The sequence below is a fragment of the Rhizobium centroccidentale genome, from assembly GCF_030182565.1.
GTDB lineage: Bacteria > Pseudomonadota > Alphaproteobacteria > Rhizobiales > Rhizobiaceae > Rhizobium.
Genome location: NZ_JAQJCG010000008.1, coordinates 1 through 25518 on the forward strand (window position 1 = coordinate 1; position 25518 = coordinate 25518).

Genomic DNA, 25518 nt, shown 5'->3' on the forward strand with positions numbered 1-25518 from the left:
TTGCCGTAATACTCAATGACTTCTCGCTTGAATGCGCTGCTGTATTTGGACATGCAAAACCCCCGAAGTTGGGTGTCCAACTTTCGGGGGTCAATTCATGATGACGGGGCCTTCATATCCGATTTGCGCGCCCGCACCCCGTCGAGACCGCGGGCGCGTTTTCGATCAGAAGTTCCGTTCGAAACGAAGGATGCCGGCGACCGTATCATCCTTGATGTAGTCATAATGCACATAGGTGAGTTCCGGCTCGACCAGGAAATCCTTGACCGGATAGATCTTGAGGTTTGTGGTCGCCTCGAACATCTTAGACTCTGTATAGGCAAGCTGCAGGTTCCACTTCAGCTTGTCGTTGACCGGGACGCCAACGCCGGCCCAAAGCGCCCAGTCACCCCAGCCACATTTGGCCGCGTTGGTGCCGCTTGAGGTCGTGCAAGCTGAAATATCCTGGTTGGTGCCGGCATATTTGTTCAGCTTGTCGCCGTCGGTATTCCAGCCACCCATCAGAAAGGCTTCCACGCCGCCGAACTTGGCGTCGAGACGAGCCTTGATGGCACCTTCCTCAACAATGGAATCATAGCCGCCGACGACCTTGATGCCCCAGTTGCCGGCCTTGTAGCCGAGCCCGGCAACGACGTCGGGAGCATAGTGGTTGGATTTGTCGTCCGTCCACCAGCCGGCACCGTAAGAGGCTTCACCGTCGGAGGTGGAATTGGAGTCTTCCAGCGAGATCACAGCCGAGAAGCCATTGTCCGGCTCGTATTTATAGGTCAGCTGATTAAGTTCATACGGCCCGTCATAGATCACGTCGTCGTTGATGACATCGCCCGCATAGCCCACGTAAAGATTGTACTGAGAATCGAGTTTGCCGACTGTGAAGCCGCCGAGGCTGATATTGGCAAATAGCAGTTTGGAGGAGGTCGCGCCTCCATCATTCCACTCCCAGCGGAAGATGGTGTTGGTCTTCAATGGACCGTATTCGGTGTCGGTCGCCGTATCGACATTGAGCTCCACACGCTCATGCCAGAGCGTGCCGACTTTACTGCGCGGATTATAGGCGTCATACCACTCGCCTTCCGTGCGAACCTTTCCGCCGACTTTCAGGCAGGTTTCAGTACCGGGAATATAGAAATAGCCTGTGCCGTATCCATCGCAGATGCGGACATATTCAAGCGGTTCGGGTTCCGCAGCGACAATAGCGTCGGCGGCATGGGCAGCGCTCGCCGCGACAATGGCGGCGGCGGAGCCAAGAAGAAGGCTCTTGATGTTCATGGTGTCTCCATTCGACTATCTGTCAGAGATGGAGTCTCCCGGCAGACAACAGCGTGCCCCTCCATAGCCTGACTGTTCCCCTCAAACAGGGCGAAGCAATAAGCTTCGCCGTCAAAACTGAACCCGTGAGCTTGTCCCAGCAAGTTAATAAGGCTGCCGAACTAATTCCTGCAACGCAGAAGAGTAGCGGACGTGACAAAAATGTCACGCGCCTGTCGCAATGACAAAACGGACACGACACACGCGCTGGAGCGAATGCATACCACAGTTGTACACTTGCGAAACACAATGCTTTGGCCACAATCCCCAACACGTGCGGCCCCAACGCGTGCGGGCAGCCTTATCGCACCTGATCGAGGAGACGCTTGCATTCCAGAAGATCGTAAAGCGTCTCCTGAAGCAAAGCGCGATCCTCCTTGCCGACACTCGATTTGCCGATGGAGACATCAGGCACGCCGTCGTCACCGCTGACGAAATTGAAGAAACGGCGGCTGATCGGCGCCTTGGCGCGACCGACAATCTGGTCTTCGTCAGAATTGGCAGAGGCCACGCGGGGCTCCACGGCGGCGGGCTCTTGAGCTGCCGCGAGCGCTTCCACACTGGCCAGATCGCCATGCCCGACGGCGATGACGAACTTGTTGCCGTTGGTCTTCAGGAGCTTCTGAACACCCTTGATCGTATAACCGTGATCGTAGAGCAGATGGCGGATACCATTCAGCAGGTCGACATCCTCGGGGCGATAATAGCGCCGGCCGCCACCCCGCTTCATCGGCTTTATCTGCGGAAACCGGGTCTCCCAGAACCGTAGGACATGCTGCGGCAGATCAAGGTCTTCCGCGACTTCGCTGATCGTGCGAAATGCATCCGGGCTCTTGTCCATCATCATACTCCCACACTGCGCATACGGCGCCGTTTGGCCGGATCACGCAAAAGCGGATGTCGGCATTCGTATCACTCCATGATACGACTCACCATATTTCAACGGTTTGGCGGTGGAAATTCAAGTCACATCTTCAGCCGCTGCACAGGCTGGCGACAAATCAGCACAAAAGATGCTCCGGAGCGACCGCACGGCAAAGCGTGCGACCGAACGAAAACAGAAATCACAAGGATGGATCAGGAGGCGGGATTTACCGGCTTGGCCTTCGCCTTGCGGCTCGCATGTGCTTTCAGAATGCGGGTCTTGAGGACGTTCGACGCCTTGAAGGTCATGACACGCCGCGGAGAGATCGGCACTTCCTCGCCGGTCTTCGGATTGCGGCCAATGCGTTCATTCTTGTCACGCACCTGGAATGTCGCAAACGAGGAGAGCTTTACCGTTTCTCCACGCACGATGGCGTTGCAAATTTCATCGATCACAGTCTCGACGAGCTCCGCCGACTCCGTTCTGGAGAGACCAACTTTCCGGAATACCGACTCCGCCAGGTCTGCGCGCGTCACTGTCTTGCCCGTCATAGCTCCCCGCCCATATTGCTGCGTAATCTTCTTCAGGTTTTGCGAGACTATTGCCGTTGCGCCGAACGGTCAAGCTCTTGTTCGGAACGGCTTTTAGAGATGCGGCACTACCAGCGCAACAGGACCGCGCCCCAGGTGAAGCCGCCGCCCATGGCCTCCAGCATCACCAGGTCGCCCTTCTTGATTCGCCCGTCACCGGCCGCAACGGCGAGCGCAAGCGGGATGGACGCAGCCGACGTGTTGCCGTGAAGGTCTACAGTGACCACAACTTTCTCGGGAGCGATTCCGAGCTTCTTGGCGGACCCATCGATGATGCGGCGGTTGGCCTGATGCGGCACGAGCCAGTCGAGATCGTCGGGCGTGGTGCCCGTCGCATCGAATGCGGCCTGGATGACGTCGGTAATCATGCCGACGGCGTGCTTGAACACTTCGCGCCCCGCCATATGCAGGACACCGACCGTTCCCGTCGTGGACGGGCCGCCATCGACATAAAGCTTTTCCTTGTGGGAGCCATCGGAGCGCAGACTTGCCGTCAGCACACCGCGATCGCTATTGGCACCGCTTCCCTCGCCAGCTTCAAGGATCAGCGCACCAGCGCCATCACCGAAAAGGACGCACGTCGTACGATCGGTCCAATTGAGGATACGGGAAAATGTCTCGGCGCCGATGACGAGCACGCGCTTGGCAAGGCCGCCGCGAATATAGGCGTCGGCCGTGGTTACCGCATAGACGAAGCCGGTGCAGACGGCCTGAACATCGAAGGCGAAGCCATGATGCATGCCGAGCCGATTCTGGATATTCACCGCCGTGGCAGGAAAGGTATTGTCGGGCGTCGATGTGGCAACGATGATGAGGTCGAGGTCATCCGGCGTCATCCCGGCATTGGCGAGAGCCGCACGCGCCGCCTGCTCGCCAAGCGAAGCCGTGGTTTCACCTTCGCCGGCGATATAGCGTTGGCGAATGCCGGAGCGCTGGACGATCCAGTCGTCGCTGGTATCGACGACCTGCTCCATCTCGGCATTGGTCATGACGCGTTTGGGGAGCGCCGCCCCAAAACCGCGAACAATTGAACGGATCATTCTGCTTGTACCCCGTCTCTCATGCCGCTTCCGGCCCGATGGGGGGCAGCCGTTTGGCATGATATCTCTTCAAATCGTTTTCGATTTTCTGCGTGAGCCCATTCTTGGCCATATCATAGCCGACATCGATGGCGGCTGCGAAGGCTTCCGCATTGGCGCCGCCATGGCTCTTGATGACGATACCGTTGAGGCCGAGGAAAACGCCGCCATTGACCTTGCTGGGGTCGAGCTTCTCGCGCAGCAGATCGAAGGCGCCCTTGGCTAATACATAGCCGATACGCGCAAGCAGCGTGCGCGACATGGCGGCGCGCAGATAGGCGCCGATCTGCTTTGCCGTGCCTTCCGCCGCCTTCAGCGCGATATTGCCGGAAAAGCCTTCCGTGACGACGACGTCGACCGTGCCCTTGCCGATATCATCGCCTTCGACAAAACCGGAATACTCAAGCGATTCGAGATTGGCTTCGCGAATGAGACGGCCGGCGTCTTTAACCTCTTCCTGGCCCTTGATTTCCTCGACGCCGACATTCAGCAGGCCGACGGTCGGGCGTTCGATCTCGAAGAGCGCGCGCGCCATAGCGCCACCCATCAGGGCAAAGTCGAGCAATTGCTGGGCATCGGCGCCGATCGTCGCGCCGACATCGAGCACGATGCTTTCGCCGCGCAGCGTCGGCCAGATCGCCGCGATTGCCGGACGTTCGATATTGGCCATGGTGCGGAGACAGAATTTCGCCATCGCCATCAGCGCGCCGGTGTTGCCGGCGGACACGACGACATCGGCATCGCCCGTCTTCACCGCCTCGATGGAGCGCCACATGCTGGAGACGTAGCGGCCGCGGCGCAGCGCCTGGCTCGGCTTTTCATCCATGCTGATGGCAACCTCGCATTCGTGAAAGACCGATTTTTCGCGAAGCTTGGGATATTTGGCGAGGACCGCCTCGCAGCGTTCCTTCTGTCCGTACATGATGAATGTAATATCGGGATGCCTATCCAGCGCCTTGGCCGCGCCGGGAACAACAACCTCAGGGCCGAAGTCGCCACCCATTAGGTCAAGAGAAATTCTGATCACGCGTCCCTAGTCCTTTTTCTCCGCCGCGACGGGCGAATTTGGCGTCAAAATACCGTTTTCTCCCCCGGTTACAACTGAATTGTGCTCGAACGGCACCGGGGCCTATTCCTTTTTCCAATCTTTCAGAACGGCAAAGGGCGAAGGTTTTCTGTCATCTTCGCCCGTGTCTTCTATATGCGCATCGAACTCGACCCCGGGCTTGCGCGGATAGGGATCGATGGCGAGGGCGGCAAATTCCGCAACGGCCGCGCCGGCGTCAATCGTATCGCCGGTAAAGGTCTCCGGAAGATCCGGGCCATCGGGATCAAGTATCATTTCTCCGGCATCCACAGAAGGCGCACGCGCCAGTTTGGAATCCTCGGGCACGAAGATGTGCTCGAAGTCCTCGTCGATATCAGATTCGACCGGCTCGAGTGTGACAACGCAAGCCTGAACGATCTTTGCTTTCACATTGCCCTTGATGCGCACGCCGTCACGCTTCCAGCGAGAAATCTTGAGGTCGGCTTCGAGCTTGCCGACCGAAAGAACATCCCAGAGAGCGGCGAGCCCGGCCAATTCGCGATCGTCAGCCTCGACATGGACATCCACCGGATTGGCGGAGATATGTCCCACCTTCACCGGATAGGAAAATGGCGTTTCATCGGAGTCGTGTCTTTTCATTTTTATCTCCTAACCGGCCCGTTGGCCGACTTTATCCGGCACTGGCAGCGTCGCCGAGCCCGTAGCGATCTGGTTTTCGGTTATGGTCGCCAAGTGCGCTTCCGCGATCATCATCCAATCGGCCAGCGAACGCATGGATGCCGCGCTTTCGCTCGCCTTGGGATAGATGTTGCGCTGAAGCGCCGCGGCAAGCGCGGTGCGATCGCCGCTATCCATGGCACCCGCATAACTTTCGAGCCGCCCATAAAACATGCCGGCCAGCTTCTTCATGCGCTTCGGCACGCTGTTGTCGCCTATACCGAGCTCGCGGATCGAATAATCGATATCCTCGAAGAAAGCATCCACGATTTCCTGCGCCAGTTCCTGACCGCTTGTCGCCGACGATCGCGTGCGGCGAAAGAACAGGATCATCATCACCGACAGCAATTCGAAGCGCCCCATCACCGTATCGGGCACCTCGTAGTCGGTATAGAAAACCGGCTGTCGCGCCATGGATGTCAGCGCCTCATACTGCCTGACAACGATGATCTGATTGTGATTTCTTTTGCGGAAGAGCCCAAAAATCATGAAAATTCCCGGAATTGGCTCCCTCGGAGCGCGCCGATTTTGCTTGGCCTTGTTGCATCCACGCAAAAGCTGGTTTACCGAAGCAGGCGCGAATTGCAATGCCGTTTGTGCCCGCTTCGAGGCTCCAGCCCTTACCGTCGTCACGTTGTGCATGATCGGTGACGAAGAGTGCCGAACAACATGATTGTGCCTTTTGCCATCGCGGAAAGGCCACAATGATGTGCACAGCAAGGTCATATCGGCCGTCCGGCCATCGGATTGATTCATTAGGGGAGATGAGATGTCGTTGACCAGACGGTATTTCAAGTCTGACATTACTTTCAGCAGCGCTGCCGCCATCGCCCTCGTGATTGCGACCATGGGTCTTTCGGGTTGCAAGACCAGCGAGGTTATGAACAACGGTTATATCTTCGACCCGCAGTCGCTGGCACTTGCGCCGGTCGGTTCGAGCCGCGAACAAGTCCTGCTGTCGCTCGGCACGCCTTCCACCACCGCGACCTTCGATGGCGAAGTCTTCTACTACATCTCCCAGAAGCGTACGCGCGCCGTCGCTTTCATGAAGCCGAAGCTGGTCGATCAGAACATTCTGGCGATCTATTTCGACAAGGACGGGGTGGTGAAGCAGGAAGCCAACTACACGCTGAAGGACGGCAAGGTCTTCGACATGATCAGCCGCACGACCCCGACCGGCGGTCGCGACATCACCTTCCTGCAGCAGATCCTCCAGGGCAGCGGAAGCGGCGTCAACGGCGCAAGGAACTTCCTCAACAACCTCAACCCGGGCCAATAAGACCGGACGATATCTCAATGAAAAACCCGCGAGGCACTGCGCTCCGCGGGTTTTCTTTTTGCGTTTTGTCTGCTTCGCTTAGCCGGCAAGGATCGCAAGCAACAGCAGGGCGACGATATTGGTGATCTTGATCGCCGGATTGACGGCCGGACCTGCCGTATCCTTGTAGGGATCGCCGACGGTGTCGCCCGTTACCGATGCCTTGTGAGCTTCCGAGCCTTTCATATGGCGCGTGCCGTCCTTGTCGACGAAGCCATCCTCGAAGCTCTTCTTGGCGTTGTCCCAGGCGCCGCCGCCCGACGTCATCGAGATGGCGACGAAGAGGCCGTTGATGATCACGCCGAGCAGCGAAGCGCCGAGAGCGGCAAAGGCAGAGGCTTTGGAGCCGGACAATAGCAGGACGCCGAAATAGACCACGACCGGCGCCAGAACCGGCAAGAGCGACGGAATGATCATCTCGCGGATGGCCGCCTTGGTCAGCAGATCGACGGCGCGGCCGTAATCGGGACGCTCCGTGCCCTGCATGATACCGGGCTTTTCACGAAACTGCTTGCGAACCTCTTCCACGATCGCTCCGGCGGCTCGGCCGACGGCCGTCATGGCGATACCGCCGAAGAGATAGGGGATGAGGCCGCCGAACAGCAGACCGGCAACGACGTAAGGGTTCGAAAGCTCGAACGAGATCGTGCCGATATTGGCGAAGTACGGGTATTTGTCACCGTGAGCGGCAAAATACTGCAAATCGTTCGCATAGGCCGCGAACAAGACCAGCGCGCCGAGGCCCGCCGAACCGATTGCGTAACCTTTGGTAACGGCCTTAGTGGTGTTACCGACAGCGTCCAGCGCATCGGTGGATTTGCGTACTTCCGGCGGAAGATGCGACATCTCCGCGATGCCGCCGGCATTGTCCGTGACCGGGCCGAAGGCGTCGAGCGCGACGATCATACCGGCAAGGCCGAGCATGGCGGTGACCGCAATACCCGTGCCGAACAGGCCGCCGAGCTGGTAGGTGGCGATGATGCCGCCGACGATGACGATCGCCGGCAATGCCGTCGATTCCAGCGAGACGGCAAGGCCCTGGATGACGTTGGTGCCATGACCGGTAACCGATGCCTGGGCGATGGAATTGACCGGCCGCTTGTTGGTGCCGGTATAGTATTCGGTGATGACGACGATCAGCGCCGTGACGATGAGACCGACGATACCGCAGGTAAAGAGCTTCGTGCCGGTGATGTCGAAGCCGCCAACGGTGCCGATCGAACCCCAGCCGATGGTGAGCGAGGTGGCTGCGGCCAGACCGATGATCGACAGTACGCCGGTCGCGATGAGGCCCTTGTAAAGAGCACCCATGATCGAACCATTGACACCGAGCTTGACGAAGAAGGTGCCGATGATCGAGGTGATGATGCAGGCGCCGCAAATCGCCAGCGGGTAGATCATGGCCGAGCCAAGAAGCGGTGAGCCGGCGAAGAAGATAGCAGCGAGAACCATGGTCGCGACAACGGACACCGCATAGGTTTCGAACAGGTCGGCCGCCATGCCGGCGCAATCGCCAACATTGTCGCCGACGTTGTCGGCGATGGTGGCCGGATTGCGCGGATCGTCCTCCGGAATGCCGGCTTCAACCTTGCCGACGAGGTCACCGCCGACGTCGGCCCCCTTGGTGAAGATACCGCCGCCGAGACGGGCGAAGATCGAGATCAGCGAGGCGCCGAAACCAAGGGCGACGAGCGCATCGATCACGTCACGCGAACCGGCTTCATGGCCGAGAATACCGGTCAGGACGTAGAAGTAGATGGACACCCCGAGCAAGGCGAGGCCCGCGACCAGCATGCCGGTAATGGCGCCCGACTTGAAGGCAATGTCGAGGCCAGCAGACAGGCTCTGCGACGAGGCTTGCGCGGTCCGAACATTGGCACGCACGGAGACGTGCATGCCGATGAAACCTGCGGCGCCTGAGAGGATTGCGCCGATCAGGAAGCCAAAAGCGGCTTCGGCCGACAAGAGGAGCCAGGCCGCGATGAAAACGATGATCCCGACGATGGCGATGGTTCTATATTGGCGCGCCAGATAGGCTTGCGCTCCTTCACGAATATACCCGGCAATCTCCTGCATGCGGGCGTTGCCCTGATCGGCAGCGAGCACCGACCGGGTTGCCCATACGGCGTAAATCACCGAGAGCAGTCCGCATGCGATCACTCCTAAAAGAATCGACATTTCGCTTTTTCCCTCCAAAAAAGCCGGCGGTTCACTCCTCCCCCGGCCGCCTGCAACAACGGTCGATCCCCTCCTCCAGGAGATCGGCCGATGTGCAGTTGCGAGATTGATGGCGGGAAAACGTCGCGTCAAGACCGTCCGCGGGTAAAACACCCGCAGAAGGTTCAAAAGAATATTCGAAGATGAAATCAGGCGCGAACGAAGGAAACGAAAATGCGTACCGCTACGATCCGAGCGTCCGACGAGGCTTATTTCTTCGCTTCGCCGCGAACCTGCTTGGCGATTCGGTCGAGCACGGCATTCACGAGCTTCGGCTCGTCCTCCTCGAAGAAGGCATGCGCGATTTCGACATATTCAGTGACTATGACAGGAACCGGCACGTCCTTGCGGTCGATAAGCTCGAAGGTGCCAGCGCGCAGGATAGCGCGCACGGTGCTATCGAGACGCGACAATGCCCAGTCGTCTTGAAGCGCAGAGCCGATCAGCGGATCGAGCCGCGTCTGCTCACGCACGACGCCCGACACGATGGAGCGGAACCAGGATGCATCGGCCTTCAGATAGGTCTCGCCATCCAGCTCCTGCCCGAGACGGTGGGCTTCGTATTCAGCCACCACCTCCAGAACGCCGGTTCCGCCGATATCCATCTGATAGAGCGCCTGAACCGCCGCAAGACGCGCGGCACCCCGCTGGTTGGCGGGCTTGGCCGGTCGCTCGTTATCCTGATTGCTCATCTATTATGCACCCAACTTCTCTTTCAGCGCGATCATGGTCAGCGCCGCACGGGCGGCGAAACCGCCCTTGTCCTTGTCCGAACGGCGCGCACGCGCCCATGCCTGCTCATCGTTCTCGACGGTAAGGATACCATTGCCGATCGCGAGAGATTCGCTGACGGCCAGATCCATCAGAGCCCGCGAGGATTCATTGGCGACGATATCGAAATGATAGGTCTCGCCGCGGATAACCATGCCGAGAGCCACATAGCCGTCATAAACCACATTACCATTGTCGCCGCCATCGAGCGCCATGGCAATTGCCGCGGGGATCTCCAGAGCACCGGGCACGGTAACGATATCATAGGTCGCGCCTGCCTCCTCGAGAGCGGCCTTGGCGCCGTCGAGCAGGGCATCGGCCATATCGTCATAGAAGCGAGCTTCGACGATAAGGATATGAGCATTGGAAGAGCTGGTCATACATCACCTGCAATTTGAGAGGGCGCGGCACCTTGTTAGGCCGGGTCAAACCACGGCGGGCCTCGCTTGGCAAGTGTTTTTCAATGGCCCGCGCCGATTCCGACCCTATTTGGAAATGATCGGCGCGCCGCGGAAATTGTGGCTTCCGCACACGCAACCGCTTCGATAATAATTTGCAGCCTGCGAGGGGGAGGTTCATGACGAAGAAATCCACACCCGCCATCAATGTCGGCGAGCTTGAACTGGAACATTGGCAGCAAGGCAGCTTCTTTGCCGGCAGCGACACGTCCTTCGGAGCGAAGCTCGGGCTGAAGCAGCTCGGCATCAGCTACAACGAGGTGCCCCCGGGCAAATCCGGCTGTCCGTTTCACAATCATCATGTCGAGGAGGAGATGTTCGTCATTCTCGACGGCGAAGGCGAATATCGCTTCGGCGGCCAGCGCATCGCGGTCGGCAAGGGCGATGTTCTGGGCGCTCCAGCCGGCGGCCCGGAAACGGCACATCAGCTGATCAATGTCGGCCCCGGCGTGCTCACCTATCTCGCCATTTCCACGAAGGCGCGGACCGAAATCGTGGAATATCCCGATTCCGGCAAGTTCCTGGCCAAAACCTATAGCGACGGCAGGACGGCTTTCCGTGCGATCGGCCGCGCCGCTGCCACCAACCTCGACTACTGGGACGGCGAGCCCGGCGCCTCCGACGACTGACCACCACCAAAACCATTTTCAGCAAAGACCTAATCCGATGACCCATATTCCGACACTGACGACCGATCGGCTTCTGCTGCGGGGCCATACGCTTGATGATTTCGACGAATTCCTCGAGCTCTGGAAATACAAAGATATCGTCCGCTTCATCGGCGGCGAGATGCCCACGCGCGAACAGGTTTGGGCCCGCCTTTTACGCTATGCCGGCCTATGGCATCATCTCGGCTTCGGTTTCTTTGCCGTCGAGGAACGCCAAAGCGGCCGGCTGATCGGCGAAGTGGGATTTCTGGATCTGCATCGCGACATGACGCCGATGACGGAAGGCACGCTGGAAGCCGGCTGGGGCATCACGCCGCCGATGCAAGGCAAGGGCTATGCGACGGAGGCCATGAACGCAGCGATCGCCTGGGCGGACGGGCAGTTCGCAGGACGTCGCATGACCTGCATCGTGGATTTCGAAAACCTGCCGTCGATACGGGTTGCCGAAAAGATCGGCTTCCGCCGTATCGGCGAAGTCATACTAAAGGACAGGTCCAACGTCCTATTCGAACGTTAAGCGCTGTGGGGAGAACTATCATGCTGGATAGGTTTTCCGTCAAACCTTACGAGCTCGATGACGCCGAAGCCACGATCGACATTTTCCTGAGGGCCATTCGCGAGGTGGCGTCCAAGGACTACAATCCGGCACAGATCACTGCCTGGGCGAAGGTCGATGATGCCGAAATATGGGCACAATATCGAGCGAGCCGGCCGACCTGGCTTGCGATGGATGGTTCAAAGCCCATCGGCTTTACCGATCTGAAATCGGATGGTTGCCTGGATATGATGTTCGTCTCGCCCGATTATCAGGGAAAGGGCGTCGCCAGCCTGTTGCTCGCGACCGTCGAAAGCGCGGCCCGCGAACAGGGCTTTCAACGGATATTTACCGAAGCAAGCCTGACAGCCCGCCCCTTCTTCGAACGCAACGGCTTTGTCGTCGTGACCGCGCAGCAGGTAGAAAAGCGCGGCCAGATATTGTCGAACTTCCTGATGGAAAAAACTCTCACGTAAGCTGCCAAGGCGCCGACCGGCGCCTTGGCAGCGAGCCTGCGACATTCAGCCCTCGCGGACGATCGGGAATTCCGCCAGCCGGGCGGCGTAGCGTGCCATGGTGTCGACTTCGAAATTGACGAAGTCACCGGCCTTGCGTTCGCCCCAGGTCGTCACCTCCAGGGAATGGCGGATCAGCAGTACGTCGAATTCCGTACCCTCGACGGCATTGACCGTGAGCGAGGTGCCATCGAGCGCAACCGAACCCTTCGGTGCGACGAATCTTGCGAGATGCTCCGGGGCGCGCAGGCGGAAGCGGGTGGCCTCGCCCTCTGATGTCACGGAGAGGATTTCCGCCCTGCCGTCGATATGGCCTGACACGATGTGACCGCCGAGCTCGTCGCCGACCTTCAGGGAGCGCTCGAGATTGATCTTGGCTCCGGCCTCCCAGCTGCCGATGGTCGTCAGGCGGAGTGCCTCTTCCCAGGCCTCGACCTCGAACCATCGTCCGTTGCTGCCCTGCTCAGGCAGACCCGTAACCGTCAGGCAAACCCCGGCGTGCGAGATGGACGCGCCCATATCGATCGTCTCGGGATCGTAATTGGTGGCAACGCGCAGCTTGATGCCTTCCTTCAAGGGAGAAATGGATTCAACCGTGCCGACGTCGGTGACAATTCCGGTAAACATCAAAAACCTCTTTCGTATTCGTAGCAGAGATCGTCGCCGAAGCGGCTCTCGCCGACATGAATAAAATCAGCTGGGATATTGGACTTGAGAACCGGCGATTCAATACCGCCCTCGCCGATATCGGCCGGCCCCTGGAACAGCAGGATGCGATCGACCAGTCCGGCATCGAGGAAGCGCCGCGCCGTCCTGGCGCCGCCTTCCACCAGCAGGGACGAGATGCCGCGTGTACCAAGCGCCTCCAGCAGCTCTCCCGGCTCGCTGGAATTGGATTGCAATACCTCGACACCGGCGGCATCGAGCGCCACACGACGTCCGAGGAATGCGGCATCGGTATTGTCATCGAAGGACGGCGGATGGCCGGCGACCGCGATGACCGGGTACTTGCGTGCAGTCTGCACAAGCTTGCTGCCGAGCGGAAGCTGCAGTTGCTCATCGATGACGATACGGAGCGGCGAACGATCCTCCAAGCCGGGAAGCCGGCAAGTCAATTCCGGATCGTCTGATATCGCTGTGCCGATGCCGACGAGAATGGCGTCGCTTTCGGCGCGCAGCATCTGCACCTGCGCGCGCGCGATATCGCCGGTAATGCGCACCTGCCCCTCGCCCGTCTTGCCGATCATGCCATCGGCGGAAACGGCAAGCTTGAGAGTCACATAGGGGCGGTTTCTCGTCTGGCGCATGAGATAGGCAGCGAGTGAGCGCCTGCCCTCCGTCTCCAAAACACCGGTATCGACCTCAATGCCGGCCTCGCGCAGCATGGTGATACCACGCCCGGAAACGCGCTGATCGGGATCGGTGACGCTGATGACGACGCGTGCCACGCCGTAAGCGATGAGCGCCTCGGCGCAGGGCGGCGTCTTTCCGTAATGCGAGCAGGGCTCGAGCGTCACATAGGCGCTGGCGCCTCTGGCCGCCTCGCCTGCCTCGGCCAGCGCCTGAGGCTCGGCGTGCGGGCGACCGCCGAGTGCGGTTACGCCGCTGCCGAGGATGACACCATCCCTAGCGACGATGCAGCCGACGGACGGATTGGTGGAGGTCAGTCCAAGATGCCGGCGCGACAGGCGGATGGCCGCGGCCATGAAACGCTCGTCCTCGGGCCGCGGCGCCATGGTCAGGGATCCAGCGGATCGCGAGCGATCTTCGCGTTGATCTCGTCGATCACGTGCTCGAAATCCTCGGCATGCGAGAAATCGCGGTAGACGGAGGCATAGCGCACGAAGGCGACGTCATCGAGGCTCTTCAGCGCCTCCAGTACCTGCAAACCGATCTGCTCGGAGCTGATTTCGGTCTCGCCGGAGCTTTCGAGGCGACGGACGATGCCCGATACGGCCCGCTCGATCCGGTCACGATCGACCGGGCGCTTGCGCAGCGCGATCTCGAAGGAGCGCACCAGCTTGTCGCGATCAAACGGCACCTTGCGGCCGGTCTTCTTGATGACCATCAGTTCGCGCAGTTGCACGCGCTCGAAGGTGGTGAAGCGGCCGCCGCAATCCGGACAAATGCGCCGACGGCGGATGGACGTGTTGTCCTCCGCCGGGCGCGAGTCCTTGACCTGGGTATCTTCTGAGCCGCAGTAAGGGCAGCGCATGCGCTCTCCTTAGCCCATATAGCCGTACATCGGGAAGCGGTCGGTGAGCTTGACCACCTTCTCGCGCACGGCAGCCTCGACGGCGGCATTGCCTTCGTCGGAATTGGCGACCTTCAAACCATCGAGCACTTCGATGATCAGATTGCCGATTTCACGGAATTCGGCTTCCTTGAAGCCGCGCGTCGTGCCGGCCGGGGTGCCGAGGCGAACGCCTGACGTGACGAAGGGCTTCTCGGGGTCGAAGGGAATGCCATTCTTGTTGCAGGTGACGTAGGCGCGGCCGAGTGCGGCCTCGGCACGCTTGCCGGTGGCGTTCTTCTTGCGCAGGTCGACCAGCATCAGATGGTTGTCGGTGCCGCCGGAGACGACGTCGACGCCGCCGGAAATCAGCGTTTCGGCAAGAGCCTTGGCGTTCTTGACGATCTGGGCGGCGTAGTCCTTGAACTCCGGCTGCAGCGCTTCGCCGAGGGCGACGGCCTTTGCGGCGATGACGTGCATCAGCGGGCCGCCCTGGAGGCCGGGGAATACGGCCGAATTGAATTTCTTGGCCAGATCCTCGTCATTGGTGAGGATCATGCCGCCGCGCGGGCCGCGCAGCGACTTGTGCGTGGTCGTCGTGGCAACGTGGCAATGCGGGAATGGCGACGGGTGCTGACCACCGGCAACCAGACCGGCGATGTGGGCCATGTCGACCATCAGATAGGCGCCGACGCTGTCGGCGATCTCGCGGAAGCGCTTCCAGTCCCAGATGCGGGAATAGGCCGTGCCGCCGGCGATGATGAGCTTCGGCTTGGTTTCTTCGGCCTTGCGCTGCACTTCATCCATATCGAGCAGGTTGTCGCCTTCGCGCACGCCGTAGGACACGACGTTGAACCACTTGCCGGACATATTGACCGGCGAGCCATGCGTGAGGTGACCGCCCGAATTCAGGTCGAGGCCCATGAAGGTGTCGCCGGGCTGAAGGAGCGCGAGAAAGACTGCCTGGTTCATCTGCGAACCGGAGTTCGGCTGAACGTTGGCGAAGTTGACGCCGAACAGCTTCTTGGCTCGCTCGATGGCGAGTTCCTCGGCGATATCGACGTACTGGCAGCCGCCGTAGTAGCGCTTGCCCGGATATCCCTCGGCGTATTTGTTGGTCATGATCGAGCCCTGCGCTTCCAGAACGGCGCGTGAGACGATGTTTTCCGAGGCGATCAGTTCGATTTCGTGCCGCTGGCGACCGAGCTCCTTGCCGATCGCGCCAAAGATTTCCGGATCGGTATCGGCAAGCGAGCGATTGAAAAAGGGTTCGGTGGACGCATTGGTCATCGTGAAAGCTCCTGAACGGGCCGGAACGGCAATGCAGACGGTATTAGCGTCAGGGTCGCCGGAGAGCAATACGATCAGCGACATTTGCTGGGCAAACTACGATGAGCGCCGACGACGAACGAAAAAGCCGCACCCGGGGATGCGGCTTCCATGTCGATAGTGATTCGAACAACGCCGATTACTGAACCGGCTGCTCCATGCCCTGGGTCGTATTGAGCGCTAACTGGGAGTTGCCGTCGAGATTATAGATGTCGTCACGGAACTGGACGATACCGTCGCGGGCGCTCCAAGCCGAAATATAGACGAAATAGACAGGCACTTCCGACGCCAAGGTGATCGGCGTGTTGACGCGGGTGGAGATGACCTGCTCGATGTGCTGACGCGGCCAGCCGGGCGTTTCGGCCAGCAGCCAGGTTGCGAGATCGCGCACGTTCTGAACGCGGACGCAGCCAGAGCTGTCGAAACGCATCAGCTTGTTGAACAGGCCCTGTTCCGGCGTGTCGTGCATGTATTCGTTGTTGGGATTGTGGAAGTTGATCTTCGTGGACGCCATGGCGTTGGTCTTGCCCGGGTCCTGACGGAACATCAGGTCTGGCGCCTTGTCCGAATTCCAGTCGATCGTCTCCGGCGCCACTTCCTGGCCCTTACCGTCGAGAAGGCGAATGTTGTTCTTCGTCAGGTAGGTCGGATCCTTGCGCATCAAGGGCACGATGTCCTTAATGACGATGGAGCGCGGCGCCGTCCAGTACGGGTTGAGGATGACCTCATAGATCTTCGAATTGATGATGTGCGTAGGCCGCGATTCCCGGCCGACGATCGCCTGGTGGCGCAACGCCACCTGACCATCCTCGACGGCCTCGACACGTGTCGCAGGGATATTGACCATGACGTGACGACGGCCGAGGTCGGACGGGAACGTCTGGAGGCGGACGAGATTGGTGTTGAGCTGCTGCAGACGGACATTGGCGGGGATGTTCATCGCCTTCAGCGTGAAATCGCCCAGGACGCCATCTGCCGGCAGACCGTGACGGGCCTGGAAACGCTTGACCGCGCCGTCGACATAGGAGTCGAAGGCGGAGGAGATGCCAGCCTCACGCGGCAGGTCGCCGGTTATCATCAAATGCTGGCGCAGCGACTGTACGGCCGGATCGGTCGCACCGAGCTGCAGCGCCTGCTGGCTTGTCGGATTGATCTGTGGCCATCCGCCGTTGGCGGCAATGCTCTGATATTGCGCGATCGCCTGCTGAATATTCGATACGGAATCTGGCCCGAGGATTGGCGCGTTCGACTGGACAGCGGCGGCAGTGCGCGCCGCGGCCTTGGCGTCGAACTGGTCGTCCCAATTGCCGCGGGAGCGATCGTTGATCAACGCCTCGAGCGGAGTTGCGTTTTGCGCAAGGGCCGGAGCGGCCAGTGCGGCAGCGCCAAGAGTTGCAGCCGACCGCAGGAAAGCGCGGCGCGAAAAGGGTCCAATTCCGTTTTTCTTCGACATATCCTAACCGTTCAACGCTGCGATCCAATCATGCGCAGCCTAGAGAGGAAGCAGTAAATAGCGCAGCTTGCGCCAAGTAACGTGGCTCAGTATCAACCCGTTCCCTTAATGCACCACCAAAAACTTGGCCACGAACTATCACAATATCGCGAAGCCAAGACCTTCAGGTCGGAAGATCGTATTTCGAGAACGCTGCCTGCAGTCGATTTCCGCTGTCATAGCAATATGGCCAATTCGTGTCTCCCGGCATGAAACTTGCTTTGCCACGCCAGTGCGAAAGAAAAGCCAAACTGCTTTTGCTAAAATACCACAGCTGCGCGTGGTTCATAGCGTGTCCTGATCCGGCGTCAATGGCTTAGCCGTCCCGGACGTTACATGGGACGGAAGGTGAAGCGCGGACGTGGCAAAAAGCGCACAGCGATCGGGCCGGCAATGCGTTCAAGCCGGACACGCAGGGAACGTGTCCAGCTTGCTTTTACTGGAAGGTCTTAGGATCAATCCCTGCCCGTTACTTAGAGGCGATAGAGGATCTGATCGTTCCAGAAGCGATCGAGGCGCTGGAGGAGCTTGTTCATCTGGGTGAACTCGTCGGTGCCGATGCCGCCTACCTTGTCGATCGAGCCGATGTGGCGCTCATAGAGCTTGGCGACGGTTTCGGCGATATCCTGGCCGGTTTCCGTCAGGCTGATGCGGACCGAGCGGCGGTCGATGCGCGAGCGCTGATGGTTGATGAAGCCAAGGTCGACCAGCTTCTTGACGTTGTAGGAAACGTTGGAGCCGAGGTAGAAACCGCGGGAGCGCAGCTCGCCGGCCGTCAGTTCGGAATTGCCGATGTTGAAGAGAAGAAGTGCCTGGACGGCGTTGACGTCGTCGCGACCCTGACGGTCGAACTCGTCTTTGATAACATCAAGCAGGCGGCGGTGCAGACGCTCGACCAGGTGAAGGGATTCCATGTAGAGAGCCCGGATGTCATCAACCTGCTGATCCCGAGCGTTTGCAACTGCCTGCGGCTTGATTTTCGTGTTCATCATGACTTGGCCTCACTCTGTTTTGTTTGGCGGTGTCGTTTTCTTCCCGCCTTGAGTGAGACCCTATCGAATACACATAAAATTCTACTTAAACTGCAGGCTTAACAGCACCTTACCAGGAAGTGTTGCTGTCTCAGGGTAAATCAACCATTACCTGCTGCTGCCGGCGCCGGCGTTTCTCCTGCCATAGCAGGATACGGAAAAGGCAATAAATCACGGCGACGCAGGCATGCAAGATCATGATCAGCGGATTGGATCCGAATATCTCCGGCCATACGCCATACATCAGTGCCTGCCCGCCTGCCGCCACCACCCACATGACCGGCCCCCACGAGACGGTAAGCCACAATCCGAGTGCCGCGACGGGGAAGACAACGGCCAAGCCTGCGCCCGCGACCTTCCATGGCAGCGCCAGCAGATCGAAGCGCGCATGACCTTCCAGCGAGTAGCCGACCAGCATGGCCCAATATTGCAGGCCGAGCCAGAAGCAGGCGATCGCAATCAGCCGCAGGAACAGAACGAACAGGATGTCCGTCAGCGTATTCTTGGGTACGGTCGAAGAATCAGGTTCCATGCGCGAACAATACGTAGGAGGCACGTGCCTCGCCAGAATATAATGGCTGCGGCCTTTCGCCTTGTTTTGAATCCTGGGGACGGCGTGATAGGTACGCGCCCCATATAGAATGCCATAAATAGACGAAGAAGGATGGCGGCATCATGGAGAACAAGACGCATCTCGTTGACGAGATTACCGGTCATCGGCGCATGCGGCGCAACCGCAAGGCCGATTGGACGCGCCGTCTCGTGCAGGAAAACCGGCTGACGGTCGACGATCTGATCTGGCCGATCTTCGTGATCCCGGGCACCGGCATCGTCGAGCCGATCCCTGCCATGCCTGGTGTCAACCGCATGACGGTGGACAAGGCCGTGGAGGCGGCGAAGGAAGCGGCCGATCTCGGCATCCCCGCGCTTGCCACCTTCCCTAACATCGAAATGGAGCTGCGCGACGAGACCGGCTCCAACAGCCTCGAGAAGAACAATCTCATCAATCTCACCACTGCCGCCATCAAGAAGGCCGTTCCGAATATCGGCGTCATTACCGACGTCGCGCTCGACCCGTTCACCAGCCACGGCCATGACGGCATCCTGCGCGGCAACGAGATCGTCAACGATGAAACGGTCGAACAGGTGGCACGGGCCGCGGTCTACCAAGCGGATGCCGGAGCAGACATCATCGCGCCTTCGGAAATGATGGACGGTCGCATCGGCGCGATCCGCCAGGCGCTCGATGCCGCGGGGCACCAGAGCGTCGGCATCATGAGCTATGCGACGAAATTCAGCTCGGCCTTCTACGGCCCCTATCGCGAGGCGATTTCGACCGGCGGCCTGCTGAAGGGCGACAAGAAGACCTATTACATCGATCCCGCCAACGGCACGGAAGCCGTGCGCGACGCCACGCTCGATGTCGAGGAAGGCGCCGACATGCTGATGGTCAAGCCCGGTCTCCCCTATCTCGACATCTGTTGGCGGCTGAAGGAAGCCTTCGGCCTTCCGACCTTTGCCTACCAGGTCTCCGGCGAATACGCGATGATCAAGGCGGCCGCCGCCAATGGCTGGATCGACGGGGAGAAGGTAATGCTCGAAACCCTGCTCGCCTTCAAGCGCGCCGGCTGTGACGGGATCCTCACCTATTTCGCTGTCGATGTGGCGAGACATCTGGCGAAGAAATAGCTTCGGTCCATCAGCTTATTGTATTTGCTGGAGCCGATACCATATGTTCGGCAAATGTTTCCCCCAATGTTTCCTCAAGGAGGAAAGCAATGAGCCTGAACCACAGCCCGCTCTATGCAGCACCGGACGACTGGCGCGCCTATAGTGGCGTGCTGAGCCGGCGCATCTTTGCGTTTATCGTCGATTACATCATCGTCGCGCTGCTGTGCATTCCTGCGGCCGTGCTGCTGTTTTTCGTTTCGATCCTGACACTGGGGCTCGGCTTCTTTCTCTATCCGGTGCTGTTCGTTCTCGTTGCAGGTCTCTATTTCGGCTGGACACTCGGCGGTCCTTACCAGGCTTCGCTCGGCATGCGCGCTATGGGCCTCACCATGGTTCGTGTTGACGGCCGGCGAATGGATTTCCTAATGGCGATCGTCCATCTGGCGCTGTTCTGGATCCTGAACTCCGTCCTGACGCCGCTCATCCTGCTGGTGGGTCTCTTCACCGACCGCAGCCGGCTCGTGCACGATCTGCTGCTTGGCACGGTCATCGCCCGAACAGCATAAAACAGCGTACAAGCATAGGGCACCTCATAATTTCCCGCGGTCCCCCGGGCGCGCGGGAGATATTTCTGTGCATGGTCCATTAGGAAACTTCGATCTTTAGCAAAGGACGTAGTTGACGTTTTCTAAACTTGGGCCATGCTTGTAGAAACGGATGCCGAAAGAAAGGTCAATCAACGGCAGATGAACACGCAGTCGACGCCATCTCCGCAGTTTTATCTGACGGCACCGGCTTCCTGCCCGTACTTGCCGCACGAGATGGAACGCAAGGTCTTCACGCACCTTGTGGGGCCTCGCGCCGCCGAGATGAACGATATTCTGACGCAGGGCGGCTTCAGGCGTTCTCAGAACATCGCCTATCGTCCCGCCTGCGAATCGTGCCGGGCGTGCATATCGGTCCGCATCCTGGCGCAAGAGTTCGAGCCCACCCGATCGATGAAACGGGTGCTGACAGCAAACAGCGATATCATCGCCACCGAATTTCCGGCGCAGCCCTCCAGCGAGCAATATTCGCTCTTCCGCCGCTATCTCGACTATCGTCATCAGCAAGGCGGCATGTCCGACATGACCGTGCTCGACTATGCGATCATGGTCGAGGACACGCATGTGAACACGCGCATCATCGAATATCGCCGTCGCGAAGAGGGTTCGGGGCTGGAGCAGCGTCCGAAGGGCGAACTGCTGGCTGCGGCTCTGACCGATGTGATGAGCGACGGGCTGTCCATGGTCTATTCCTACTTCAATCCCGATCTCGACGAGCGATCACTCGGCACCTTCATGATCCTCGATCATATCAAGCGGACGAAGGCGCTGGGATTGCCGCACGTCTATCTCGGCTATTGGGTCAAGGGCTCGCGCAAGATGGACTACAAGACCCGCTTTCAGCCGCAGGAACATCTGACGCCGCGCGGCTGGGAACGTTTCGACCCCACAGCCGACGGCGACAAAGATACCTTCCGCTGAATGTTTTCCCATCTCTCGGACCATAAGAAGGGCCTGCTGCTGACGACGCTCGGCGGTCTGGCGCTGTCGATGGATATTCCGCTGATACGACTTTCCAGCGGCGAAGTCTGGTCGGTACTGTCTGCCCGCAGCCTTGCGACCATCGTCGTGGCGCTGGCCGCCCTTTTCGTCATTCGCCGGGTCACTGGCTCGCTGAAGACTGTGTTACCGGGCTGGCTCGGAATTCCCGTTGGCTTCTTCTATGGGCTGACCACCATCACCTTCCTTCTCGCCGTCTATTATACCAAGGCGGCAAATGTGGTCTTCATCATCGCGCTCAACCCGATGTTCACCGCGCTGCTATCCTGGATTTTCCTGAAAGAGCGCCCTGCCCTTTCCACCTTCATTACCATGGCTGTCATGATCCTCGGTGTTGGCCTGATCGTGGGTGACGGCATGGAGGCTGGGCATCTGCTTGGCGACGCGCTTTCCGTGCTCGCATCGCTTTCCATCGCCTGTGCCATCACGATCAGCCGCGCCTCGGGCCGGGACATGGGTTTTGCGTCCTTGCTGGCGGCCGTCATGCCGGCGGCAGTCGGGCTCTATCATATGGTGCCCTCGGGCTTTTCCATAGACCATCCCGGCTGGATCCTTTTCGACGGCGCCGTGCTAATGCCGCTTTCCTTCTGGTGCCTTGCGACGGGCACGCGCTTTCTTTCGGCACCGGAGGTGGCGATGTTCTATCTGCTGGAAACGATTCTCGCACCGATCTGGGTCTGGATGATCTTCTCGGAAGCGCCGGCCAACATGACGCTTGCCGGCGGCGCGATACTGATCCTGGCACTGGCAGGTCACTCGCTCTGGCAGGCGCGGGTCAAGGCGAGAGCGGTAATCATCGCGCAAACTCTCGCGCCTTGAAGCAACGCCCATCCGATGTTATAACTAGGTTATTACATTGGAGCTGAGATATGAACGTCACCATCCGCAAGATCGGCAATTCCGAAGGCGTTATCATTCCGAAAGAAGTCCTGGGGCAGCTTGGTCTCGGAGCCGGTGACAGGTTGGAACTCAGTTTGAAAGATGGCGGATTGCTGATGCAGCCGGCTGACGCGGATTTTGCACGCCAGATGGAGCATGCGCAGCGCTTCATGGATCAATATAAAGTGGCACTCAAGAAGCTGGCAGAATAATGCCCTTTATCTTCCTGACTAGGCCGCTCATTGAGCAATTGCATAAGATGCAGATCAAAAGGTTCGGCGGCTCCTATGGTCTACGAGACGAGGGCTCCCCCGAATCCGCTTTGGCACGCCCGATTAACAAAGCTCAGTACGGCAGTGATGATATCATCGAACTAGCGGCCGCTTATCTATTTGGGTTGGCGAAAAACCACGCCTTCATTGATGGCAACAAGCGCATCGCCATCGTGGCGACAGCAGTTTTTCTTATGGAAAACGGCTACCGTATTCAAACGACAGACGCCAATCTTTACAGCTTCGTCATAGCAGTGGCCGCCGGAGAAATCGATGAAGAGGGAGCGACACGTTTCCTGCGAGACGTCTGCGTTCCCTACACAGATTGAAGCCTCAGGCGTCGATCCGCCCTCGTCAAGGTTCCGTCCAGGCTTTCGCAGTCGAGACGACGCACCACCCGGCCCTTCGCTAGAGCTCCGGCGTTCGTCGCTGCAATCGACCCCACTGGGCCGATTGCTCGGGCTTTGCCCGACCGCTCCTCACCCAGAAAACCTGCCGCTCCTGGGGAAGCCTTTCGGCACGGCACGACCGGTGCCGGCGCGGTCGCCCAGCCATTCCACCAATTCGCCCTTGGTCTTGGTGAAAGTGCGGCCGGCACTGTCTTCCCATGTCAGGCCATCGGCGATCGCGAAGCACCTGACATCCGCGATGCCGCCGTCCTTGTATTTCTGCAAGCGCACGCCCTTGCCGCGCGACATTTCCGGCACCTGCGCGAGCGGGAAGATGACCATCTTGCGGTTCTCGCCGACCACGGCAACATGGTCGCCTGATATCGGGACGAGAAGCTTGGTCTCGTCGGGATAGGAGACATTCATGATCTGCTTGCCCTTGCGGGTATTGGCGACAAGTTCCGCCTCGGCAACGATGAAGCCGTTGCCTGCCGTCGATGCGATCATCTGCTTGCGCTGCGGATCGTGGACGAAGGCGGTCAGCACATCCTGATCGTTTTCCATGTCGATCATAATGCGCAGCGGCTCGCCATGGCCGCGGCCGCCGGGCAGCTTGTCGCCGCCGAGCGTATAGGCCTTGCCGCCCGTCGTGATGATGAGGATCTTGTCCGTCGTCTGCGCCGGGAAAGCAACCTTGAGAGCGTCGCCCTCCTTGAAGGTCAGCGAGGACGTATCGGAAATATGGCCTTTGAGGGCGCGGATCCAACCCTTTTCGGAGACGACGACGGTAATCGGTTCCTTCTCGATCATCGCCTGCTGGATGGCCTCATCATCGGCTTCAGGCGCTTCGGCAAACTGCGTGCGGCGGCGACCGATCTCGGTCGCCTTGGCGAACTTCTTCTTCACCTCGCCGATTTCCCAGGCAACCGTCTGCCACTGCTTCTCGTCCGAAGCGAGCAGTGCCTCGATGTCGGCCTTCTCCTTCGTCAGGCCGTCAAACTCCTTACGGATTTCGAATTCTTCCAGCTTGCGCAAGGAGCGCAGCCGCATGTTGAGGATCGCCTCGACCTGATTGTCCGTGAGGCCGAACCGCTCCATCATGACAGGCTTCGGCTCATCCTCCTCGCGGATGATGGCGATGACCTCATCGATGTTGAGATAGGCAATCAGCAAGCCGCCGAGGATTTCGAGGCGCTTTTCGATGGCCGCCAGCCGGAAGCGCGAGCGGCGCAGCAGGACTTCACGGCGATGATCCAGCCACTCTTTCAGCACGTCGTTCAAGGCCATGACCTTGGGGATGCGGCCCATGGACAGGACGTTCATGTTGAGCGGGAACCGGCTCTCAAGCTCGGTGAGCTTGAACATCGATTCCATCAGGATCGTCGCGTCGACTGTGCGGCTTTTCGGCACGAGAACGACCCGGATATCCTCGGCGGATTCGTCACGAATGTCCTCGAGCAGCGGCAGCTTGCGTGCCAGCAGCAACTCGGCAATCTTTTCGATCAGCCGCGACTTCTGCACCTGAAACGGAATTTCCGTGATAACGATCTGGTAGCCGCCACGACCGAGATCCTCGATTTCCCACTTCGATCGGACACGGAAGCCGCCACGGCCGGTCTTGTAGCTTTCGATAATGCTCTGGCGATCATCGATGATGATGCCGCCGGTCGGAAAGTCCGGCCCTGGAATATACAGTTCCACCAGCTTCTCGACCGTCGCATCGCGATCCTTGATCAGATGCAGGGCGGCATCGCAAAGCTCGTGAGCATTGTGCGGCGGGATAGAGGTCGCCATCCCGACGGCGATGCCAGAAGAGCCGTTGGCGAGCAGATTGGGGAAAGCTCCAGGCAGAACGATCGGCTCGGAATTCGACTCGTCATAGGTGTCGCGGAAATCCACGGCATCCTGGTCGATGCCCTCGAGCAGCAGCTCGGAAACCGCCGTCATCTTGGATTCGGTGTAACGCATCGCAGCCGGGCTATCGCCGTCGATATTGCCGAAATTGCCCTGGCCGTTGACCAGCGTGTAGCGCTGCGAGAAATCCTGCGCCAGGCGCGCCAGTGCATCATAGATCGATTGGTCGCCATGTGGGTGATAGTTACCCATCACCTCGCCGACGATCTTGGCGCATTTGCGGAAGGCGGCATTGGGGCGCAGCCCCATCTCGCTCATCGCATAAACGATACGGCGATGTACCGGCTTCAGCCCGTCGCGGACGTCCGGAAGCGCGCGTTGCGTAATCGTCGACAAGGCATAGGCCAGGTAGCGCTCCTCGAGCGCGGCCTTCAGATCGACCGGAAGGATGTTGTCGTCGCCGTCACCGGGCGGCGGTGTCAGATTTTTTCCCATGGCCCTTGACTATAAGAGATGGCGATTCACAGCAAGAAATCAGCGGAAAGCACCTGTGGATGAAGGCGTTTCAAGCATATTGCGGGGTGGCTATCGATACATTTTTGCTGCACTGGCGCTCTACATTCATTGTCGTTGGATTTTCAGAGAAAGATCAATATAAGTCAGCGCAGTACACGC

Annotated in this window: 28 protein-coding genes; 10 read left to right on the plus strand and 18 right to left on the minus strand. The window is 59.4% G+C overall.

Annotated elements, in window-relative coordinates; genetic code table 11:
* Positions 1–165: 165 nt before the first annotated feature.
* The 7 genes from PH562_RS12470 to PH562_RS12500 all read right to left on the minus strand — a co-directional run bounded on the left by PH562_RS12470 (position 166) and on the right by PH562_RS12500 (position 6096).
* Positions 166–1269 (minus strand): porin, encoded by a 1104-nt coding sequence (locus tag PH562_RS12470; RefSeq protein WP_285173340.1) that lies wholly within the window; start codon positions 1267–1269, stop codon positions 166–168.
* Positions 1270–1609: 340 nt separating this feature from the next.
* Positions 1610–2155, minus strand: coding sequence for a MerR family transcriptional regulator (locus PH562_RS12475; RefSeq protein ID WP_092710757.1), 546 nt, complete (start codon positions 2153–2155; stop codon positions 1610–1612).
* A gap of 230 nt (positions 2156–2385) precedes the next feature.
* Positions 2386–2724: an integration host factor subunit alpha gene (locus tag PH562_RS12480; protein WP_069616254.1), complete on the minus strand. Its 339-nt coding sequence runs from the start codon at positions 2722–2724 to the stop codon at positions 2386–2388.
* Positions 2725–2831: 107 nt separating this feature from the next.
* Complete coding sequence (locus tag PH562_RS12485) at positions 2832–3803, minus strand: beta-ketoacyl-ACP synthase III (protein WP_285173358.1); 972 nt, start codon at positions 3801–3803, stop codon at positions 2832–2834.
* Positions 3804–3822: 19 nt separating this feature from the next.
* Positions 3823–4869 (minus strand): phosphate acyltransferase PlsX, encoded by a 1047-nt coding sequence (gene plsX / locus PH562_RS12490; RefSeq protein WP_285173359.1) that lies wholly within the window; start codon positions 4867–4869, stop codon positions 3823–3825.
* Between the two features lie 102 nt (positions 4870–4971).
* Positions 4972–5529, minus strand: a complete 558-nt coding sequence (locus tag PH562_RS12495; protein ID WP_285173361.1) for a YceD family protein — start codon at positions 5527–5529, stop codon at positions 4972–4974.
* 9 nt (positions 5530–5538) lie between these two features.
* A complete protein-coding gene (locus PH562_RS12500) occupies positions 5539–6096 on the minus strand; it encodes a ubiquinol-cytochrome C chaperone family protein (protein WP_095436235.1) in 558 nt (185 codons plus the stop codon).
* 280 nt (positions 6097–6376) lie between these two features.
* On the opposite strand from PH562_RS12500, the gene PH562_RS12505 reads away from it, so the two are divergent.
* On the plus strand, positions 6377–6886 hold the full coding sequence (locus tag PH562_RS12505; protein ID WP_069616250.1) for an outer membrane protein assembly factor BamE: 510 nt from the start codon (positions 6377–6379) through the stop codon (positions 6884–6886).
* A gap of 78 nt (positions 6887–6964) precedes the next feature.
* On the opposite strand, the gene PH562_RS12510 is transcribed toward PH562_RS12505, so the two are convergent.
* The 3 genes from PH562_RS12510 to PH562_RS12520 all read right to left on the minus strand — a co-directional run bounded on the left by PH562_RS12510 (position 6965) and on the right by PH562_RS12520 (position 10293).
* Positions 6965–9103 carry a sodium-translocating pyrophosphatase gene (locus PH562_RS12510; RefSeq protein ID WP_285173367.1) on the minus strand — a complete coding sequence of 713 codons (2139 nt, stop codon included), beginning with the start codon at positions 9101–9103 and terminating at the stop codon, positions 6965–6967.
* 248 nt (positions 9104–9351) lie between these two features.
* Positions 9352–9834: a transcription antitermination factor NusB gene (gene nusB, locus PH562_RS12515; RefSeq protein ID WP_047627120.1), complete on the minus strand. Its 483-nt coding sequence runs from the start codon at positions 9832–9834 to the stop codon at positions 9352–9354.
* A gap of 3 nt (positions 9835–9837) precedes the next feature.
* Positions 9838–10293: a 6,7-dimethyl-8-ribityllumazine synthase gene (locus PH562_RS12520; protein WP_285173371.1), complete on the minus strand. Its 456-nt coding sequence runs from the start codon at positions 10291–10293 to the stop codon at positions 9838–9840.
* A gap of 197 nt (positions 10294–10490) precedes the next feature.
* Between PH562_RS12520 and PH562_RS12525 the strand changes: the two genes are divergently transcribed.
* Genes PH562_RS12525 through PH562_RS12535 form a run of 3 tightly spaced genes read left to right on the plus strand, consistent with a single transcriptional unit; the run spans position 10491 to position 12050 of the window.
* Positions 10491–11000: a cupin domain-containing protein gene (locus PH562_RS12525; protein WP_285173373.1), complete on the plus strand. Its 510-nt coding sequence runs from the start codon at positions 10491–10493 to the stop codon at positions 10998–11000.
* 37 nt (positions 11001–11037) lie between these two features.
* Complete coding sequence (locus PH562_RS12530; protein ID WP_113229605.1) at positions 11038–11556, plus strand: GNAT family N-acetyltransferase; 519 nt, start codon at positions 11038–11040, stop codon at positions 11554–11556.
* Positions 11557–11576: 20 nt separating this feature from the next.
* Positions 11577–12050, plus strand: a complete 474-nt coding sequence (locus tag PH562_RS12535) for a GNAT family N-acetyltransferase (protein WP_285173377.1) — start codon at positions 11577–11579, stop codon at positions 12048–12050.
* 45 nt (positions 12051–12095) lie between these two features.
* Here the strand turns inward: PH562_RS12535 and PH562_RS12540 are convergent, their stop codons facing one another.
* From PH562_RS12540 to PH562_RS12570, 7 genes are all read right to left on the minus strand, one after another.
* Positions 12096–12716: a riboflavin synthase gene (locus PH562_RS12540; protein WP_285173379.1), complete on the minus strand. Its 621-nt coding sequence runs from the start codon at positions 12714–12716 to the stop codon at positions 12096–12098.
* A complete protein-coding gene (ribD, locus tag PH562_RS12545) occupies positions 12716–13825 on the minus strand; it encodes a bifunctional diaminohydroxyphosphoribosylaminopyrimidine deaminase/5-amino-6-(5-phosphoribosylamino)uracil reductase RibD (RefSeq protein WP_285173381.1) in 1110 nt (369 codons plus the stop codon). The genes PH562_RS12540 and ribD overlap by 1 nt, the downstream gene beginning before the upstream one ends.
* A 2-nt stretch (positions 13826–13827) precedes the next feature.
* Positions 13828–14304, minus strand: a complete 477-nt coding sequence (gene nrdR / locus PH562_RS12550) for a transcriptional regulator NrdR (protein ID WP_015339425.1) — start codon at positions 14302–14304, stop codon at positions 13828–13830.
* Between the two features lie 9 nt (positions 14305–14313).
* Complete coding sequence (gene glyA / locus PH562_RS12555; RefSeq protein WP_015339424.1) at positions 14314–15612, minus strand: serine hydroxymethyltransferase; 1299 nt, start codon at positions 15610–15612, stop codon at positions 14314–14316.
* A gap of 178 nt (positions 15613–15790) precedes the next feature.
* On the minus strand, positions 15791–17104 hold the full coding sequence (locus PH562_RS12560) for a L,D-transpeptidase family protein (protein ID WP_113229600.1): 1314 nt from the start codon (positions 17102–17104) through the stop codon (positions 15791–15793).
* Positions 17105–17616: 512 nt separating this feature from the next.
* Positions 17617–18132: a transcriptional regulator LdtR gene (gene ldtR, locus PH562_RS12565; protein WP_069616333.1), complete on the minus strand. Its 516-nt coding sequence runs from the start codon at positions 18130–18132 to the stop codon at positions 17617–17619.
* A gap of 133 nt (positions 18133–18265) precedes the next feature.
* Entirely contained in the window at positions 18266–18706 is a 441-nt protein-coding gene (locus tag PH562_RS12570; protein WP_113229599.1) for a DUF6163 family protein, read from the minus strand.
* Positions 18707–18849: 143 nt separating this feature from the next.
* On the opposite strand from PH562_RS12570, the gene hemB reads away from it, so the two are divergent.
* The 6 genes from hemB to PH562_RS12600 all read left to right on the plus strand — a co-directional run bounded on the left by hemB (position 18850) and on the right by PH562_RS12600 (position 22929).
* Positions 18850–19863 carry a porphobilinogen synthase gene (gene hemB, locus PH562_RS12575; RefSeq protein ID WP_113229598.1) on the plus strand — a complete coding sequence of 338 codons (1014 nt, stop codon included), beginning with the start codon at positions 18850–18852 and terminating at the stop codon, positions 19861–19863.
* Between the two features lie 89 nt (positions 19864–19952).
* Positions 19953–20411, plus strand: coding sequence for an RDD family protein (locus PH562_RS12580; RefSeq protein ID WP_285173387.1), 459 nt, complete (start codon positions 19953–19955; stop codon positions 20409–20411).
* A gap of 180 nt (positions 20412–20591) precedes the next feature.
* Positions 20592–21371: an arginyltransferase gene (locus tag PH562_RS12585; RefSeq protein ID WP_113229680.1), complete on the plus strand. Its 780-nt coding sequence runs from the start codon at positions 20592–20594 to the stop codon at positions 21369–21371.
* Positions 21372–22268, plus strand: a complete 897-nt coding sequence (locus tag PH562_RS12590; protein WP_285173389.1) for a DMT family transporter — start codon at positions 21372–21374, stop codon at positions 22266–22268.
* A gap of 50 nt (positions 22269–22318) precedes the next feature.
* Positions 22319–22540: an AbrB/MazE/SpoVT family DNA-binding domain-containing protein gene (locus PH562_RS12595; RefSeq protein ID WP_285173391.1), complete on the plus strand. Its 222-nt coding sequence runs from the start codon at positions 22319–22321 to the stop codon at positions 22538–22540.
* Positions 22540–22929, plus strand: coding sequence for a type II toxin-antitoxin system death-on-curing family toxin (locus PH562_RS12600; protein ID WP_285173393.1), 390 nt, complete (start codon positions 22540–22542; stop codon positions 22927–22929). Before PH562_RS12595 ends, PH562_RS12600 begins: the two co-directional genes overlap by 1 nt.
* A gap of 150 nt (positions 22930–23079) precedes the next feature.
* Here the strand turns inward: PH562_RS12600 and parC are convergent, their stop codons facing one another.
* Positions 23080–25338 (minus strand): DNA topoisomerase IV subunit A, encoded by a 2259-nt coding sequence (gene parC, locus PH562_RS12605; protein WP_285173396.1) that lies wholly within the window; start codon positions 25336–25338, stop codon positions 23080–23082.
* Positions 25339–25518 lie beyond the last annotated feature (180 nt).